At 44.0% G+C, this 17,233-nt stretch carries 14 protein-coding genes; all 14 read right to left on the bottom strand.

The window, feature by feature from the left end:
* Positions 1 to 21 precede the first annotated feature (21 nt).
* Positions 22 to 1,062, bottom strand: a complete 1,041-nt coding sequence (locus HED67_RS13075; RefSeq protein ID WP_221718572.1) for a galactose ABC transporter substrate-binding protein — start codon at positions 1,060 to 1,062, stop codon at positions 22 to 24.
* Positions 1,055 to 2,011, bottom strand: a complete 957-nt coding sequence (locus tag HED67_RS13070; RefSeq protein WP_221718571.1) for a substrate-binding domain-containing protein — start codon at positions 2,009 to 2,011, stop codon at positions 1,055 to 1,057. Before HED67_RS13070 ends, HED67_RS13075 begins: the two co-directional genes overlap by 8 nt.
* A complete protein-coding gene (locus HED67_RS13065) occupies positions 1,998 to 3,839 on the bottom strand; it encodes a cache domain-containing sensor histidine kinase (RefSeq protein ID WP_178438417.1) in 1,842 nt (613 codons plus the stop codon). Before HED67_RS13065 ends, HED67_RS13070 begins: the two co-directional genes overlap by 14 nt.
* Positions 3,840 to 3,864: 25 nt before the next feature.
* Positions 3,865 to 5,481 (bottom strand): response regulator, encoded by a 1,617-nt coding sequence (locus HED67_RS13060; RefSeq protein ID WP_178438414.1) that lies wholly within the window; start codon positions 5,479 to 5,481, stop codon positions 3,865 to 3,867.
* 261 nt (positions 5,482 to 5,742) lie between these two features.
* Positions 5,743 to 7,395 (bottom strand): galactose/methyl galactoside ABC transporter permease MglC, encoded by a 1,653-nt coding sequence (locus HED67_RS13055; protein ID WP_221718570.1) that lies wholly within the window; start codon positions 7,393 to 7,395, stop codon positions 5,743 to 5,745.
* 18 nt (positions 7,396 to 7,413) lie between these two features.
* On the bottom strand, positions 7,414 to 8,922 hold the full coding sequence (locus HED67_RS13050) for a sugar ABC transporter ATP-binding protein (RefSeq protein WP_221718569.1): 1,509 nt from the start codon (positions 8,920 to 8,922) through the stop codon (positions 7,414 to 7,416).
* A gap of 89 nt (positions 8,923 to 9,011) precedes the next feature.
* A complete protein-coding gene (locus HED67_RS13045; RefSeq protein ID WP_221718568.1) occupies positions 9,012 to 10,304 on the bottom strand; it encodes a substrate-binding domain-containing protein in 1,293 nt (430 codons plus the stop codon).
* Between the two features lie 242 nt (positions 10,305 to 10,546).
* On the bottom strand, positions 10,547 to 11,176 hold the full coding sequence (locus HED67_RS13040; RefSeq protein WP_221718567.1) for a cytidylate kinase-like family protein: 630 nt from the start codon (positions 11,174 to 11,176) through the stop codon (positions 10,547 to 10,549).
* Positions 11,177 to 11,200: 24 nt separating this feature from the next.
* Positions 11,201 to 11,911, bottom strand: a complete 711-nt coding sequence (locus HED67_RS13035; protein ID WP_117528225.1) for an ABC transporter ATP-binding protein — start codon at positions 11,909 to 11,911, stop codon at positions 11,201 to 11,203.
* A 13-nt stretch (positions 11,912 to 11,924) separates the two neighbouring features.
* The gene (locus HED67_RS13030; RefSeq protein ID WP_117541146.1) at positions 11,925 to 12,683 is read right to left on the bottom strand and encodes an ABC transporter ATP-binding protein; all 759 of its coding nucleotides are present in this window, start codon (positions 12,681 to 12,683) and stop codon (positions 11,925 to 11,927) included.
* Positions 12,683 to 13,750 carry a branched-chain amino acid ABC transporter permease gene (locus tag HED67_RS13025; RefSeq protein WP_117541229.1) on the bottom strand — a complete coding sequence of 356 codons (1,068 nt, stop codon included), beginning with the start codon at positions 13,748 to 13,750 and terminating at the stop codon, positions 12,683 to 12,685. The genes HED67_RS13030 and HED67_RS13025 overlap by 1 nt, the downstream gene beginning before the upstream one ends.
* Positions 13,751 to 13,759: 9 nt before the next feature.
* The gene (locus tag HED67_RS13020; RefSeq protein ID WP_221718566.1) at positions 13,760 to 14,635 is read right to left on the bottom strand and encodes a branched-chain amino acid ABC transporter permease; all 876 of its coding nucleotides are present in this window, start codon (positions 14,633 to 14,635) and stop codon (positions 13,760 to 13,762) included.
* A 340-nt stretch (positions 14,636 to 14,975) separates the two neighbouring features.
* On the bottom strand, positions 14,976 to 16,160 hold the full coding sequence (locus HED67_RS13015; protein ID WP_221718565.1) for an ABC transporter substrate-binding protein: 1,185 nt from the start codon (positions 16,158 to 16,160) through the stop codon (positions 14,976 to 14,978).
* Between the two features lie 122 nt (positions 16,161 to 16,282).
* Positions 16,283 to 17,152, bottom strand: a complete 870-nt coding sequence (locus HED67_RS13010; RefSeq protein WP_260702733.1) for a YitT family protein — start codon at positions 17,150 to 17,152, stop codon at positions 16,283 to 16,285.
* Between the last annotated feature and the right edge of the window lie 81 nt (positions 17,153 to 17,233).

Raw genomic sequence — 17,233 nt, 5'->3', positions numbered from 1 at the left:
GATATGATCCTCATTTATTCTTTAATGTTTTAAAAAATCATCCACATTGCTGCTGTCTACCCGCTGATACTGTGACACATAATATCTTCCTTCTTTTAACTGGTTCCTGTAGACATTTTCTCCACGGAAGATTTCCAGCGAAAGCCTGGCCATCTCAAGTGCCTGTTCTTCTTTGTCATTGTAGACGGTTCCCTGCATCTCTCCGGATTTCACAGCTTCCAGCGCACTGTCCAGGCCGTCGATACCAAAGATAACCGGCCATTTTGAAGGCACGTATTCCGACTTTCGATACGCTTCCACAGCGCCAAGTGCCATTTCATCATTATTAGAAATTACAAGCTCAATACCGTCTTCATACTGACTGATCAAACGTGTCATTCTGTTTTCTGCCTGCCCTCTGTTCCAGTCCGCAAACTGATAGCTCAGCTTTTCCAGCTGCACGCCCTCTTCAATCAGTGTCTTCACCGAATAATCCGTTCGGCTGATTGTATCCTGATGTCCAGCCTCACCTTCCAGCAGCACATATTGAATTTTGCCGTCCTGATTCTTATCGACTTCCGGATGATCCTTAATATAGTCTGCTGCAATCTCTCCCTCCATAATGCCGGACTGCTCTGCATCACAACCGACATAATACAGTTCTTCCCATTGAAGCAGATCCTCGCGTACCGGCTCCCGGTTGAAAAAAATGACAGGAATATGATTCTGCTTTGCAAGCTTGATAATTCGCGACGGCACGGTTCTGTCAACCAGATTGATGCAAAGCACATCACATCCGGCATCGATCATCTCCTCCACCGTTTCATTCTGGGCCTGCTGATCGTCCTTGCCATTTTTTACAGACACAATAATTTTCATGTCTTCTGTTTCCATGGATTTTAAGTTTTCCTTCAGCTTGTCCGTCATCGCATTGATAAATGGATCACCCTGTGTATACGTCACAACACCGACATGCAGCGCTTCCTTCATCTCCGGATGTCTGTTCCCGCAGCCGGAGCATGTGAAGATCAGCAAAATCATCACCGCCAGTGTCCTCCATTTCTTTCTATCCCTTTTATTCATAAGAATACAAAAACCTTTCTATGTCTTCATCCTGAAACAGATCGTCGCTTCGAATCATTTTGATTGTTGTCTTTACGCTTTTTGTTTTATAGAACCTGTGCTGCAGCTTCTTTGCCATTTCTTCTACACTTTTATAGCCAATCTCATATCCGTCCGGTGCCACAAGCCCGTCTATTTTCCCATAATCCAGCATCGCAATCGATTTGACACTGTATCCGATGCCAAAAATCCTGATATTCTTCAGCTCGCCATTGTCTGCCTGCTCTCCAATTCTGTCGAGCGTCCTCGAATCCAGTACGACCAGATGATCCACCGGCGCTCTCGCCCTGATCTCATCCAGCACATTGCAATCCTCTTCCTGATAATAGCACCATGCAATCTCACCCTTCATCTGTTCCAGCGTATCAGAAAATCCCCGCACAGCACTCGTACTTGCTTCCGATTCCTCCCGTCCGGCAACTATTCCGATTTTCGAGGCATCCTCCCCCAACTCTCTGGCCAGCAACGCGCCCATCTCATAATAGTCCGGACCGATCTCAGAAAATGTCGAAAATTCCTGTTCATCTTCGTTGTATACATTCTCCACAATTAAGATCACCGGAACATCGGCACATTCATTTTTCAGCATTTCTTCCGTCTCACTGCCGGATGCAGGCCACACAAGAAAGGCATCAATCTGATTGTTTCTTTGTTCCTGGATAATCTCCTGCTCGACCTCTGCGCTTTCCATCTCATCTGTATTACAGATAATCAGATGGATATGGTTGTTTTTGGCAGACTGCTTCATTCCTTTGATCAGTGCATCCCATCGATTATCCCCGGCTTCCGGCAGTACAACGGCCACCCTTTTCTCCGGCACATTCTGATTAAAGATTTTCCATACAAAAAACAATGCCAGTATCAACAGTAAAAGCTCCATCACAAGAAAAGTTATTTTATTTTTTCTCATCCTCTTTCCTCCACTGCCTGCATGGTTGTTTTTCGAGCTGCTCCGCATTCTCCCTCGTATAAGGAATTGCCGGAATATGAATAACGACTCTTGTCCCCTCATCCGGCTCACTTTCTACAGAAAGACCATACTTTTCACCAAACATCAGTCTGATTCTGGAATGCACATTGATCACACCTACACCGGAGCCATGCTTAGACACCTTGTTGGTGTCCGTCAGAAGGTTCTGCAGAACATCCTCCGGCATCCCCATCCCATTATCCTCAATACTGATATAAATATCCTCTCCCTTCTTTTCTCCTCTCACGATGATTTTTCCATCATCATCTTCATCCATATGACCAACGCCATAATAGATCGCATTCTCCAGAATCGGCTGAATGACAAGTTTAACAATGCAGTAGTCTTTGATTTCATCGTCAATCTGAAATTCTGTTTTAAAACTGTCCTTGTAACGTGCGCGCTGAATATTCATATAGCTTCTGCTATGCTGAAGTTCATCCGCAATCGGTATGATCGTCTTTCCTTTTGACAGACTGACGCGAAGAAGCTTTGCCAGCTCAGTGATCATCAATACAGCCTCGTCATTTTTCCGGGCTTCGACCATCCACGTAATCGATTCCAGTGTATTATACAGAAAATGCGGGTTAATCTGATTCTGCAGTACTGCCAGCTCACTTTTTCTTCGTTCATTCTGCTGTCGGATGATCTCATCCATCAGTTCTTCAATCTGCTCATAGGATTTCTGAACAGAATGGCCCAGATGCCGGATCTCTGTGGAACCGCCAATATAAATATCCGGCTTTCCGCCGGCCTCATAGGCTTTTACTGACTCATCCAGTGCCCGGATCGGTTTGGATATCTTTTTAGAAATAATTCTGTTGCCGCCAAGCAGCATCATCAGCAGAACAATAATCGTGATAAAAATATAATATTTCAAGTCATCGTTGCTTGTCGTCTGCCGGTTTTGAGGTATAACCCCGATTAACTTCCAGCCGGTATACGCAATACTGCCTACAATAACCTGCTCTGTGCTGCCGCCTGATGGCATCTCATACACACCATCTTCATATCCTGCCGCCGGGCTGCTGTCCTCGGCAAATAATCCCCTGCTCAGCTCTGATTGTCTTGGATGGTAAATCATCTCACCATCTCGATTACACACATAATAGTAAACACCATCCGAAGAATCATTAATCTGCCGCAGCACATCCTCAATCACCGAACATTTTATGTCCACTAAAAGGACACCGCTTCCCGGTCTCTCGCCATCATTGATATCGACCGAGCGGCTCAGGGAGATCACCCGATAAAACCGAAAGGATCCATCCCGAAACAGGTTCTGCGTGTGTGGAAGCGAAAACTGAATATTCTCTATATCGCTTTCCGCATTGCAATACCAGCTCTGGCTTGTGACATCGGCATTGTTCTTTTCCATCGCCACTGGCTCCGAAGCGATCAGCTTTCCATCTTTGCCATACAATGCAATACTCTGAATTTTGTCCGAATTGATCTCATACAGCAGGCTGAACTGTTTGCCAAATTCCTGACTAGAAATATCAAATTCCTGAATCACGTTGTAATTGGCTGCATTGAAAATATGGCGGATATCTAAAAAAGCCAGGTTGATCCGTTCCACCGTGCTCTCTACTGTGGCCTCTGTATCCGAGACCGCTGTTTTATCCATCGTCTGCCTGAACCGATGATAAAGCAGAAAGCCCATAATCACAATCGTCACAATTGTCACTGCTGACAGCACCGACATAATGATTGACTGTATACTGAATTCTCCTTTGTGAAATCTTTTTTTATCCTCTTTTGTCTTCATCTCATCTTCTCAGTTTCTATTCTGTTCAGGATTCACTTTCTTTCTGCAAATTTCTGGCGCGATATTTCGAAGGGGATACACCAAATCTCTTTTTAAAAACATAACTGAAATAGTTTGCATCCAGATAGCCTACTTTTTCTGCCACTTTATAGCTTTTGGTCTCTCCGCTTAAAATGAGTTCCTCCGCAATATCCATTCGGTAATCTGTCAAATAGGAAATAAACGATTTGCCTGTTTCCTTTTTGAATACGGAAGAAAAATATGAGTTCGATACACCGAGAATAGAGCAGACCACATCCAGCGATATGGATGCGTCCATATACTTCTCTCTGACAAGCAGCTGCGCCTCCGTCACAAGACGGTGCGACGTGCTGTTTCTCGCGGTTTTTAATTCCTCGCTGATCATCCGGGCCATCTCGTTCATCCATGAAGTCAATGAGCTTTCATCCATCTGCGGCACTTTTTCGTAGAGATTCGGAACATTCCCCGCGATCTCATTGAAATCAAGAGAATTGTTCGCACAGAATTTATAAAAATTACTGACCGTTTCCATTGCTGCCAGATGATACTGACCAATGGTCACCGTATGCTTATGTATCTTCTGGATTTCTTTTTGCACAGCTTCTTCAATCTTCTCCGGATTTCCGACTCGAATCGCCCGAAAAAGGTCATGCATCCGCCCTTCTTCCAACAGACTTAACGTCGCCTGTTCTTTTGGCACAATCTCCCTGATATTGATGGCACGCTGCGTACCATATAAGACACGGTAAGAAACCGCCTCCCTTGCCCCCTCGTAGGACAGGTTGATATTGAACAGGTTGTCGCAGACTGTACCAATTCCGGCTGTGACAACTGCACCCATTACGCGGTAGGCCCATCTGCAGAAACGGTCACATTCATCCGTAATCGGAACCATCTGTTCCTCTGACCCCATCTCCATAATCAATACGGTATTCCCAAGATACAGAAACTCCTTGCAGTGCCATTTTTCAACCAGTCGCTGTCTGATCTCTCTCTCCACAGACATGGACAACAGCAGCGGATTCATTCCCTCCGGCACATGGTTTTCCGAAGTATGAAATACAATGCAGCAAAAAAGCGGACCTTTCATGTTGACCTGATACGCTGCCGAAAATCTTGCATAGTCTTCTTCACTGACTCTGCCCTCCATTAAAGAGATAAATAAATTCGACTGCAGCGCCGGCAGTGATTCCTGAAAATAATTCTCCAGCTTCCTGACATTCAGTTTCTCTTCGCGTTCCTTATCAAGATTCTCCTTCAGTCTCATCAGACTTTCTGACAATTCCGCCGCACTGATCGGCTTCAACAGATATTCCTTTATATCCAGATGTACTGCTTCCTTCGCATACTCAAACTCATCAAAGCCTGTACAGAGGATAATATAAATATTCGGATAATCCTGATTCAGTTTCCTTGACAGTTCCAGCCCATCCATATAGGGCATTCTGATATCTGTCAGGACAACATCCGGCTGCAGCTTTTCTACCAGTTCAAGTGCCTTGACGCCATTTTTCGCACTCCCCACAACTTCAAATCCAAGTTCACTCCATCGGATTTTCGCTTCCATTATGTCGATAACTTCTGCTTCATCATCTACCAGAATGACTTTATATTGTTCCATCCTAATTCCCCTCTGTTCAAGATTTTTTTCACACATATAAAATGTTTTTCTGATAGTGTTATTATAGCAAAAATTCCTTTTTAAAGCGAATACTGTTTACAAACTATGAGAAACACGCTCCGCGAGTTTCTCAAGTTATCGCGGCAGTCGCCAAGGTTTCGTGCAAGCACTGACTTTGGCTCGTTGCTCGCGTAAATTAAACGCACGAAAACCGTTCCACCCGCCATAACGGCAAACAGAACGGTTTTCATTCTTTAGTAATTATTTCTTCTGAACATATTTCAGACAGTCAAGTGTAACTGCCGCAAGAATGATAATACCTTCAAAGATGAACTGAAGGTTTGTATCAATACCAAGAATTGTAAGGGAATATGTCAATGATGTGAAAATCAGTACACCCGTTACAACACCGGAAATCTTACCGATACCACCGGTAAATGATACACCACCTACAACGCAGGCTGCAATGGCATCCATATCCCATCCCTGTCCATAAGCCGCACTACCGGAACCGATCATTCGGTTACATTCTAACCAGGAACCAAATCCGTAAAGAATACCTGCAAGGATGAAAGCACCCATTGTGACTTTGAAAACAGAAATACCGGATACAGCAGCTGCTTCCGGATTTCCGCCAACAGCATAGAGGTTCTTGCCGAAAACAGTTTTGTTCCAGATGAACCATACAACTGCAATTGCAGCGATTGCCCACAGAATAATGGTTGGGAATTTGCCGATCTGTGGAATAAATGTATTTGGAATCACTGAATCGATCGCACCAAATGATACACCCTTTGTCGCATACGTAACAAGACCGAAGATAATCAGCATGTTCGCCATTGTTGAAATGAATGGATGCATCTTAAATTTCGCCATGAAGAATCCGGCAACCATCGCAAAGGCCGTTGTCAGCACGACACATACAAGCAATGCCAGCAGTGCTCTTGGCACCGGTGCAATACCTGAGAAATCAAAAACGTGTCCAAATACACCACCTGTATTGATCCCCTTATGCATGATGATAGTTGCAGTTACCATACCCATACCAACCATACGGCCAACAGAAAGGTCAGTGCCGGTCAAAAGGATCAGGCCGGCAACACCAAGTGCAAGGAACATTCGCGGTGAAGCCTGCTGTAAAATATTCAGGATATTTGTCACGGTCAGAAGTTGTGTGTTCTTAACCAGCGGTGTAATGATACACAGTGCAACGAAAATCATGATAATGACAATATACAGACCGTTTCTGTAAAGGAACTGCGCCAGATTAAATGAATACTTGTAATTTTCAAGACTCTGTGCTTTCTTCTGTGCAAATGTAAATTTGGACATTCTCAGAAGATCGATCAGATGATACTTATGCATATATGCATCATGTCTTCTGTCTTTGATTTCCTGAATTTTGGATTCATATGCCATCTGTGCATCAAATAATTTATTCTTATGTGTATATTTTTCTGCTTTAATTTCTTCAGCATCCTTCAAGCCGCTCAGTTTTGCCTGATGCTCTGCCTGAAGCTCTGCCTTAACCTTCTCATACTTGCTCTTTTCTGCCTCTTTTTCAGCCTTGCAGCTCTGAGCAACAACATCATAATACTCTTTCTTATAATGCTGAGAAAGATATCCCTCTGCGTCTGCAATCAGCTTGGAAATCTGCGGTTTATTTGTATTTTCCACACTCTTGGCCTTCTCAAGCTCTTTCTTGCATTCTTCGATAATCTTTGTCTGCTCTTCTTTGGATAAGTTCTTATCCTCTTTTGCGATTGCAATTTGATTTTTTAAACTATTGACTCTATCAGAGCCTTCCACGCGAAGTGCGTCGATCTGCTCTTGAATCTTTCCAACATATTCGTCAATCGGCTGCAAAAGCTTTGCTTCTTCATCAACCGAAAGAATCAACGTTTGATCTGCCATATTCTATACTCCTCTCTCTTACAAATACATCGCGCTGAGTCTCAACAATTCTTCCTGATCTGTTTCTTTTGTATTGACAATGCCCGCGAGACGGCCGTTGGACATAACACCAATACGGTTTGTAATACCAAGGATTTCAGGCATCTCAGAAGAAACAACGATAATCGTCTTGCCCTGTTTTGCCATGTTGATGATCAGCTCGTAAATTTCATATTTTGCACCGACGTCAATGCCTCGCGTTGGGTCATCCATCATAAATACGCTCGGTGAACGTTCCAGCCACTTACCAAAAATGACTTTCTGCTGATTACCACCGGAAAGACTGGAAATCATATCATCCGGTCCCATACATTTTGTATGCATGATTTTAATCTTCTCAGAGGTTGCACGCACCATTTCGTCCTGAGACAGTGCAATACCATGGACATAATGACTCATGTTGGCAATCGTTGTATTAAACGTAATGTCCCCTTTGAGGAAAAGACCGTTCGCCTTTCTTTCCTCTGTGATCAGCGCAAATCCATGATCCATCGCATCCTTTGGAGAGGAGAAATTCATGATCTTGCCATTGTAAATGACATTTCCCTCTGCTCTTGTACGCATACCGAAGATTGTTTCTAATAATTCTGTACGTCCGGCACCAACCAGACCATAAAATCCGAAAATTTCACCCTTTCGGATATCAAAAGATATATTCTGAATTTTCGGTGCAAATTTTGTTGAAAGATTTTGTACAGTGAGAACTGTTTCTCCAGGTTCATTATCAACAGGTGGAAATCTGTTATCCAGTGAACGACCAACCATCGCTGAAATCAGTTCGTTCATATCTGTATCTTTGCTGTCTTTCGTCATAACCAGACTTCCATCTCGAAGTACGGAAATCTCATCACAGATTTCAAAAATCTCATCCATCTTATGTGAAATGTAAATCAGTGAAATACCCTGTGCTTTCAACTGACGCATCATCTTGAAGAGCTTCTCTACTTCCGGTGCAGTCAGCGAGGATGTTGGCTCATCCAATACGATCACCTTTGAATGGTAAGAAATTGCCTTTGCAATCTCACACATCTGACGCTGTGACACAGACATTTTCTTCATCGGCTGCGTCAGATCAACTGTAATGCCAAGCTGTCGGAATAAATTCGCTGTTTCTTTTTTCATTCTTCCTTCGTCGACAATACCTAACGAATTCTTTGGATAACGTCCAAGAAACAAATTATCCACAACACTTCTTTCCAGACACTGGTTTAATTCCTGGTGAACCATTGCCACGCCGTTTTCCAGTGCATCTTTCGGTCCCGAGAAATCCACTTCTCTGCCGTCTAATATAATTGTCCCCTCATCTTTCTGATATGTTCCAAAGAGACATTTCATCATTGTCGATTTTCCGGCACCATTTTCACCCATTAAACCCATAATGGTTCCAGGTTTGACATTCAGGTCAATATGTTTCAGAACTTTATTTCTGCCGAATGATTTACTCATGCCACTAATCGATAAGATGTATTTATTCTTATCCTCTGTCATAGCCCATTTCCTTTTCTAAGAGAGAAAGAAGGGTATCATCACTGACACCCCTCTGTTTCCATCAATTTAATCTAACATTTACCGATCTCTTACTTTGAGAGAAGTTCTGTATATGATGCTGCGTTATCTGTTTTAACCATGTTGATTGCAAATGCGTCATATTCGCTTGGGTTACCCAGACGGTTTGTGATGTTGGATTCTGTCTGTCCATCTCCACCGATGTAATCAACCTTCAGGTTAAGAAGATCATCATAGTTTTCAAGAAGTGGCTGATATGTAGAGCTCAGGAAGTTATCTGATGCATTGTAGATATTCAGCCAAACTTTCTTTTCAGGACTCTTTGTTGCATCCAGCTGGTTCGCAACTTTATCATAGATCTTTGTTGAATCTGCAAATTCTGTATAGTTATCAGCTGTTACAGCAATGTTTAATGCGTAGTAAGATCTGTCTTCTTCGCTGTATCTGTAATCTTCGCCTTCTACTAAGCAGTTGCCTGCTTCATCTGCTGTACCGATACCTGTATCGATATCAACACCGTCAAGTGCGTTACGAAGAACTCTCAGTGTAAGATAAGCCTGAACGTCTGCATGCTGAGAAATTGTACCGCCGTAACCTTCAGCGATTGCTGCTACAGCATCACTGTTTGCATCATATCCGAATGTAGGAACGCTGTTGTCTTTTGCCCATGCATTGAACATTGACATACCCATACCGTCATTGTTAGAAACAACGATATCGATCTGATCACCAAAAGAAGCTGTCCATGTATTGATCGCGTTACCAGCTGTTGCTGCATCCCATGTTGCACCAGCTGAGTTCTTCATTTCCTGAGAAGCAAGCTCACGGATTGTGAATGTCTTGCCATCTACTTCAAGCTGAGCGTCCTGAACAACCTTTGAGCTACCGTCTACGTTTGTACCAGCTGGTGAAGAGTCAACATTGCCTGCTTCGCCAACGCCTGTACCAAGAGCAGTACGAACGCCACGTGTACGAGCGATAGAGTCATTATGACCGATATCACCGATTGCAAGAACATATCCGATCACGCCGTCACCATTTCTATCAATCTTGTCAGCGTTTGCTTTGATGTAATCTACAACCATCTGTCCCTGTAATTCAGCACCCTGGTTAGCATCGAAACCAACATAATATGTGTCTTTGTTGAAATTCAGCGCATCCTTATCCAGCTCACCTGTTGAGCTGTTAGATGGCTGACGGTTAAACCAGCAAAGTGGTTTGTCTTTGTTTGTAGCTGCTGTTGCTGCTGTGCTTTCTGCAGAACCGCTGTTAGAGCTGGATGAACTTGAACCGCCACCGCAGCCTGCCAGTGATAATGCCATTGTTAATGCCATCATGCCCGCCAATACTCTTCTTTTTTTCATTTTTACTCCTCCAATTTGTTTAGTTTGCATCAAAAATGACTTAAACTTAATAGATATTTTTATTATAATGAACCCTATTCGAATAATCAATAGAAAATTTTTGGATTACTTATGAATTTTTTATGGTATCCTATATTTTTTTTGTTTATTTAGATCACAGTAACACTGTCTTTTCTATGAAAAAAGCAACACCATGAACAAATTCACAGTGTTGCTTTTCTAGTATCCAGCCTGTTTATCTTTTAATCTTCTTTAAAGCGAACCGCCATATAAGCCTTGATCGCCTCTACGCATCCCGCGAAGCCCAGCTTGCTGCTGTCCAGACAGAGGTCGTAGTTACGTGCATCGGACCAGTGCTGGCCTGTGTGATACATGTAGTAATCGCCCTTCTGCTTGTCTGTCTTCTGGATGTATTTCTCCATCTGCGCCCTTGTCATACTCTGTTTCTCAAGGCCACGCTCTACGCAATAATCAAATGGTGCATGGATGAAGACGCTGACAACATTCGGATTGTCTCTCAGAATGAAATCCGCACATCGCCCGATGACAACATAAGATTCCTGTTCTGCAAGTTCTTTCAGAATCTTTGCCTGATAGTTGAAAAGATTGTCAGATGATGCAAAATCATCACTATCCGGCGGAATCACTTCACCTTTGTAGACTTTCTTGATGGCCCGGGTCAGAAATGTGTTTCTGCGGCGTTCATCCGGATTACCGAACATCTGCAGATTCAGACCACTGTCATCAGAAGCCATACGCAAGATCTCACGGTCATAACAGTCGATGCCCAGATCTTTGGCCAGCATCTGACCAACGGTCTTGCCGCCGCTGCCGTACTGTCTTGCAATTGTAATGATTCTGTTGCTGCCCATAAAACCCCTCCTTCAGAGATGCCTCTATTCACCTAAATAAGCTTTCTTGACTCTCTCATCATTCATCAATACCTTTGCATCGCCCTCAAGGATAATCTTGCCTGTCTCAAGGACGTAAGCTCTGTCAGCAATGGAAAGTGCCTTCTTGGCATTCTGTTCTACCAGAAGAACAGTCGTACCGCTGGCACTGACAGCTTTGATGATATCAAAAATCTCATTAACGAAAATCGGAGAAAGACCCATGGAAGGCTCATCCATCAGGATAATCTTCGGCTTGGACATCAGCGCACGGCCCATAGCCAGCATCTGCTGCTCACCACCGCTCAATGTACCGGCCATCTGTTTCTTACGTTCCTCAAGACGCGGGAAACGCTTGTAAACCATTGCCAGTGTCTCTGCGATTTCTTTCTTATCTTTGCGTGTATAGGCTCCCATCATTAGATTATCATAAACAGAGAGTTCTGCAAAGACCCTTCTGCCCTCCGGCACATGAGCCATGCCCTCTGCTACAATCTTATAGGCCGGTGTATGGGAAATATCCTTGCCTTCAAATTCTATCTTGCCGGCTTTCTGATTGATCAGACCGGTAACGGTATGCAGGATGGTTGTCTTTCCGGCACCATTGGCACCGATCAACGCGATAACTTCTCCTTCATTAACTTCAAAGGAGATGCCCTTCAACGCCTGAATCACACCATAATATACCTGTAAATCTGTGACTTTTAACATTGACATGATACTACTCTCCTTATTCTCCCAGATAGGCTTTGATAACCTTCGGGTCATTTAAAACATCACTTGTCTTGCCCTGAGCCAGTACCTGACCGAAGTTCAATACTGTCAGTTTCTGGCAAATACCGGATACAAGCTTCATATCATGTTCAATCAGAAGAACCGTCATATCAAAGTTCTTGCATACGAACTGGATGGTATCCATCAGTTCTCCTGTTTCATTCGGGTTCATGCCGGCTGCCGGTTCATCCAGAAGCAGAAGCTTCGGTTCCGTTGCAAGGGCACGGGCAATCTCCAGCTTACGCTGTTTACCATATGGAAGATTGGATGCTTTGTAATCCCATTCATCCTGAAGATTAAACACCTTCAGAAGCTCCATGGCTTTCGCATCCATTTCCTTCTCTGCCTTACGGTAAGCAGGCAGTCTTAAGATACCTGCGATTGTAGAATATTTGTAATGATTGTGCAGGCCGACTTTGACATTGTCCAAAACAGATAATTCCGAGAAGAGACGTATATTCTGGAATGTACGGGCGATACCTGCCTTATTGATCTCAATAGTACTCTTGCCTGTGATGTCTTCACCATCCAGCTTGATCACGCCGTCTGTCGGTTTGTAGACACCTGTCAGCATATTGAAAGCAGTGGTCTTGCCGGCGCCATTCGGTCCGATCAATCCGTACAACTCACCCTTTTCGATTGTCATATCCAGACCGTCTACCGCACGCAGACCGCCAAAGGATATTCCTAAGTTCTTCACTTCAAGCATTGCCATTATTTCGTCTCCTCCTTTACCGGCTGTGCCTGCTTCTTCGGCAGGAAACGACGGATTGTATTCATGATCTTCTCATTGTTCGTAATAATCATTGTCGCAATCAGTACAATAGCGTAAATCAGCATACGGAAGTCGTTCAGACCTCGTAAAAGTTCAGGCAGCATTGTCAGCAGAACTGCAGCGATAATGGAACCACGGATATTGCCGATACCACCGAGAACAACAAATACAAGAATCATGATAGACATGTTGTAGCCAAAGTTCTTCGGCAGAGCTGTCAGCGTGGACAGATTGTGGGCATAAAGCACACCTGCCACGCCTGCCAGTGCAGCTGAGATGGAAAATGCCATCAACTTATACTTTGTGATATTAATACCAACAGATTCTGCTGCAATACGGTTATCACGAATCGCCATAATCGCACGTCCGGATCTGGAATGAACCAGATTCAAAACGATGAATAATGTCACAAGAATCAGGACAATACCGATGGTAAATGTGGAATCCGTCGGTGTACCCGTGATACCCTGAGGGCCTTTGATGATCATCTCACCGTCCGCATCCATTCCAAGGGAGGCAGCATCTTTGATAGAAAAGTGAATACCATGACTGTCACGGCCAAGATAAATAACATTGACAATATTCTTGATAATTTCCCCAAAAGCCAGTGTAACGATGGCCAGGTAATCGCCTTTCAGTCTCAGAACAGGAATACCGATCAAAAGACCAAAGATACCTGCAAATACCGCACCCACAAGAATTGCCAGGAAGAATCTGAACCCTGCAGGCTGGATCACACCATTAGTAAGCTTTGAGAATGTCGCACTTGTAAAAGCACCTATGCACATGAAACCTGCATGACCAAGGCTCAGCTCACCGAGAATACCGACTGTTAAGTTCAGTGAAACAGCCAGAATGGAATAAACACATAATGGCACAAGCAGGCCTTTCATCAGACTGGAAACGGCTCCGCCTGAAACAAGCAGCTGTACAATAATATAGACAATGACCACCATTGCATATGTAATCAGATTGCTCTTTGTTGTTTTGTTCAATTTCTTCTTCATCACTGTCACCTACACCTTCTCCTGTATTACCTTACCAAGGATACCTGTCGGCTTCACAACCAGAACAACGATCAGGACACCGAATACAATGGCATCTGACAGCTGTGAAGAAATATAGGCTTTGGAAAGGATCTCGATCACACCAAGAAGGATACCGCCGATCAGCGCACCCGGAATAGAGCCGATACCGCCGAATACAGCGGCAACGAAGGCTTTGATACCCGGCATGGCACCTGTATAAGGTGTCAAGGACGGATATGCGGAACAAAGGAGCACACCGGCAACGGCAGCCAGTGCTGAACCAATAGCAAATGTCAGGGAAATTGTCGCATTGACATTGATACCCATGAGCTGTGCCGCATCCTGATCTTCAGATACAGCCTGCATGGCATGTCCGGCCTTTGTCTTATTGATAAATAAAGTCAGACAGATCATGATAATCACACAGGCTGCAATGGTAACAATTGTCTCAGCTGTGATTGTCAGAGATCCCAGTTTCAGAGAAACCGCCGGTACAACGGATGTAAAGGACTTCGTATTGGCACCAAATATCAGCAGTGCTACATTCTGAAGAAAATAGCTGACACCAATGGCAGTAATCAATACGGCCAGTTTGGATGCATGTCTCAGAGGCTTGTAAGCCACCTTTTCAATGACAACCCCCAGAACAAGGCAGACAATGGCTGATATAACCACCGAAAGAATCGGATTCAGTCCAAGAGAGCTGACAGCAATGTAAACCACATAGCTGCCGACCATGATGATATCACCGTGGGCAAAATTCAGCATCTTAGCAATGCCGTATACCATTGTATACCCCAGAGCAATAATCGCATAAACACTTCCCAGACTGATGCCATTAATCAAATAAGAAATAAATTGCATAATAACACCTCTCTGTTGTATTTTTATAGATACTTATCAAAAAGTATAGCACATGAAAAATCTGAATTCAACCTCTTGACTTCCGCCTCATAAATGCAGGTTATATCTATTGCTGATATCAGCTCTAATCAGAAGTTATAGCCATGCTATGATGTCTTGCCACCGCAGTTCGGTATCCAGTCCGACCGTCCGGCCTGTCCGGTAATTCTCCATGTACCTGATAAAAAAGAGGACAGATCTTCCTTCAGGAATCCACTTCAATTCCCGCTCAGGAAAATCCTGTCCCCTTTATCTTTTAGTAAAATCTAAATCGATTGTACAATCGCGTCAGACACACCGATTATTCCATGGCTGTGTAAGCACCATTTTCAATCTTAACAGCCTTAGGTTCCTTATCAGGTTCACCGGATGCTGTCCATGTGATTGTACCTGTCAGACCTTCAAGAGAGATCTCTGTCATGCCTTTCTTCATAGCTTCGCAGATATCAGAAACACTCATATCAGGTGTCACATTCTCTTTCTCAGCTGCAAGCTTGATGGCATAGATGGCATCGTATGCATCAGCTGCGAACTGAATAGGTGTTTCGCCGTATTTGTCCTTGTATGCAGAAACGAATTTCTGTGTCAGATCATCCTGAGCATCTGCTGCAAATGGTGTCAGAAGCATAACGCCTTCTGCCAGAGACTGGTCGAAGTTTTCAACACCGATCAGACCGTCAAGACCGTCACAACCAAAGAACTGTGGTGCATAGCCCATCTTGTTAGCCTGTGTAATGATCAGAGAAGCTTCTGTATAGTAGATTGGCAGGAAAACAAGTTCTGCACCAGCTGCCTGTGCCTGCTGAAGAGGAACAGAGAAGTCTGTCTTGTTATCAGCAGTGAATGCACCTTCTGCTACAACTTCGATACCCTGATTAACTGCTTCGCTCTTAAAAGATTCATAGATACCTGTTGAATAAGTATCAGAGCTATCATAAATAACTGCTACCTTTGTAGCCAGTTTGTGTTCGCCGATGTACTGTGCGGATTTCTTACCCTGGTCTGGGTCAGAGAAACATACACGGAATGCGTTGTCGTTCTGTACACATTCTACGGATGAACCGGATGGTGTTAACTGGAACATATTGTCTTCTGCTGTCTTAGCAGCTACAGAAACACATGGTGTACTTGTTACTGTACCCATCAGCATCTGCATACCCCAGTCTTTCAGGGAGTTGTAAGCGTTAACTGACTTCTCAGCATCTGCTTCATCATCCTGGAAATTGAATTCAATCTGAGTACCATTGATACCGCCTGCTGCGTTGATCTCGTCAACAGCAATCTGCGCACCACGCTGTACTGCCAGACCGTACAGAGCAGCACCGCCTGTCACAGGGCCGATACCACCAATCTTAAATGTTGTACCTGCAGCTGCACTTGATTCGCCAGCTGCCTCAGTTGACTTTGCATTATCTGAACTGCCGCAGCCAGTTAATGTTGCCGCTACCATAGCAGCAACTAACATGAAACTAACTAACTTTTTCATTTTAAATCCTCCTTCTCTCATGCTTTACGTTCAATTTTATTATTATGACTTTCATTTGTCAACAGTTTCCAGTCATATCTCTTCACTTTGTCATCGTGCTAAAGACAAATAAACATTTGTCTTTATGAGCCGGACACTTGTTTGAATCCCTCGCCCAAAACTTCACTGGTTTCACTGACAATCACAAAAGCATTCGGATCCTTCTCGTAAATAATCGCACGGACTCTGGCAAACTGCTGCTTGCGTACTGCACACATCAGCACATCCCTGTCCGTACCGGTATAGGCTCCCTGGCCTTTCAGCAAGGTAACGCCGCGTTCCAGTTCATCCATGATCTGTGCCGCGATTTCATTATTCTTCTCTGAAACTACCATCACCATACTGCCTTTGTCCAGACCATAAATAATACTGTCAATGACCATAGAACAGCAATACAGGGAAATCAGACCATACAGGGCAGATTCCAGATTGCCGAATACAAGGACAGATACACCAATGATAATGCAGTCCACCACCATGATCATTCGGCCGATAGGCACATGAGGATACCACTTCTTCACAAGGAAAGAAATAATATCCGTACCGCCGGTTGTGGAACCCCGCAGGAAAATAATCGCCAGACCGGCACCCATCAGTACACCGCCAAAAACGCCGCCGATCATTCGGTCACCTGCATAAATCGGTGCATATCTGGCCATGACCAGATCCACCATTAAACTGCTGATCACCAGTGATTTCACTGTTTTCCATGTCAGAGATTTGCCAAGGAAAATATAGGACAAAATCAGCAGAGGGATGTTCAGCACAATGGTCATGGTACCGATTGGCAGTCCCCAAAGATAATTTAATAAAATGGCCACACCGGACATCCCGCCCGGAGCCATATTCGCCGGATTAACAAAGCAGACAATACCGGCTGCATACAATACGGAACCAACCAGATCATAGGCCAGATCCGTACAAAAACCTTTCACATTCAGTTTTTTATTCACCTTTACGCCTCCGTATCCATGATTCAGGCCTGTCGTCATCCCGCAAAGGCCTGTTCTATGAAAGCAGATAGTAAAAAAGCA

Origin of the sequence: Pseudocoprococcus catus, assembly GCF_019734885.1 — a bacterium.
GTDB lineage: Bacteria > Bacillota > Clostridia > Lachnospirales > Lachnospiraceae > Coprococcus_A > Coprococcus_A catus.
Note: the sequence above shows the minus strand (reverse complement) of the source record. Positions and strands in the feature narration are given on the sequence as shown.

What these genes read in the sequence shown, in the direction of transcription:
- HED67_RS13075 (WP_221718572.1), bottom strand. Translation starts at nt 1,062, where the DNA reads ATGAATAAAAGGGATAGAAAGAAATGGAGGACACTGGCGGTGATGATT.
- HED67_RS13070 (WP_221718571.1), bottom strand. Translation starts at nt 2,011, where the DNA reads ATGAGAAAAAATAAAATAACTTTTCTTGTGATGGAGCTTTTACTGTTG.
- HED67_RS13065 (WP_178438417.1), bottom strand. Translation starts at nt 3,839, where the DNA reads ATGAAGACAAAAGAGGATAAAAAAAGATTTCACAAAGGAGAATTCAGT.
- HED67_RS13060 (WP_178438414.1), bottom strand. Translation starts at nt 5,481, where the DNA reads ATGGAACAATATAAAGTCATTCTGGTAGATGATGAAGCAGAAGTTATC.
- HED67_RS13055 (WP_221718570.1), bottom strand. Translation starts at nt 7,395, where the DNA reads ATGGCAGATCAAACGTTGATTCTTTCGGTTGATGAAGAAGCAAAGCTT.
- HED67_RS13050 (WP_221718569.1), bottom strand. Translation starts at nt 8,922, where the DNA reads ATGACAGAGGATAAGAATAAATACATCTTATCGATTAGTGGCATGAGT.
- HED67_RS13045 (WP_221718568.1), bottom strand. Translation starts at nt 10,304, where the DNA reads ATGAAAAAAAGAAGAGTATTGGCGGGCATGATGGCATTAACAATGGCA.
- HED67_RS13040 (WP_221718567.1), bottom strand. Translation starts at nt 11,176, where the DNA reads ATGGGCAGCAACAGAATCATTACAATTGCAAGACAGTACGGCAGCGGC.
- HED67_RS13035 (WP_117528225.1), bottom strand. Translation starts at nt 11,911, where the DNA reads ATGTCAATGTTAAAAGTCACAGATTTACAGGTATATTATGGTGTGATT.
- HED67_RS13030 (WP_117541146.1), bottom strand. Translation starts at nt 12,683, where the DNA reads ATGGCAATGCTTGAAGTGAAGAACTTAGGAATATCCTTTGGCGGTCTG.
- HED67_RS13025 (WP_117541229.1), bottom strand. Translation starts at nt 13,750, where the DNA reads ATGAAGAAGAAATTGAACAAAACAACAAAGAGCAATCTGATTACATAT.
- HED67_RS13020 (WP_221718566.1), bottom strand. Translation starts at nt 14,635, where the DNA reads ATGCAATTTATTTCTTATTTGATTAATGGCATCAGTCTGGGAAGTGTT.
- HED67_RS13015 (WP_221718565.1), bottom strand. Translation starts at nt 16,160, where the DNA reads ATGAAAAAGTTAGTTAGTTTCATGTTAGTTGCTGCTATGGTAGCGGCA.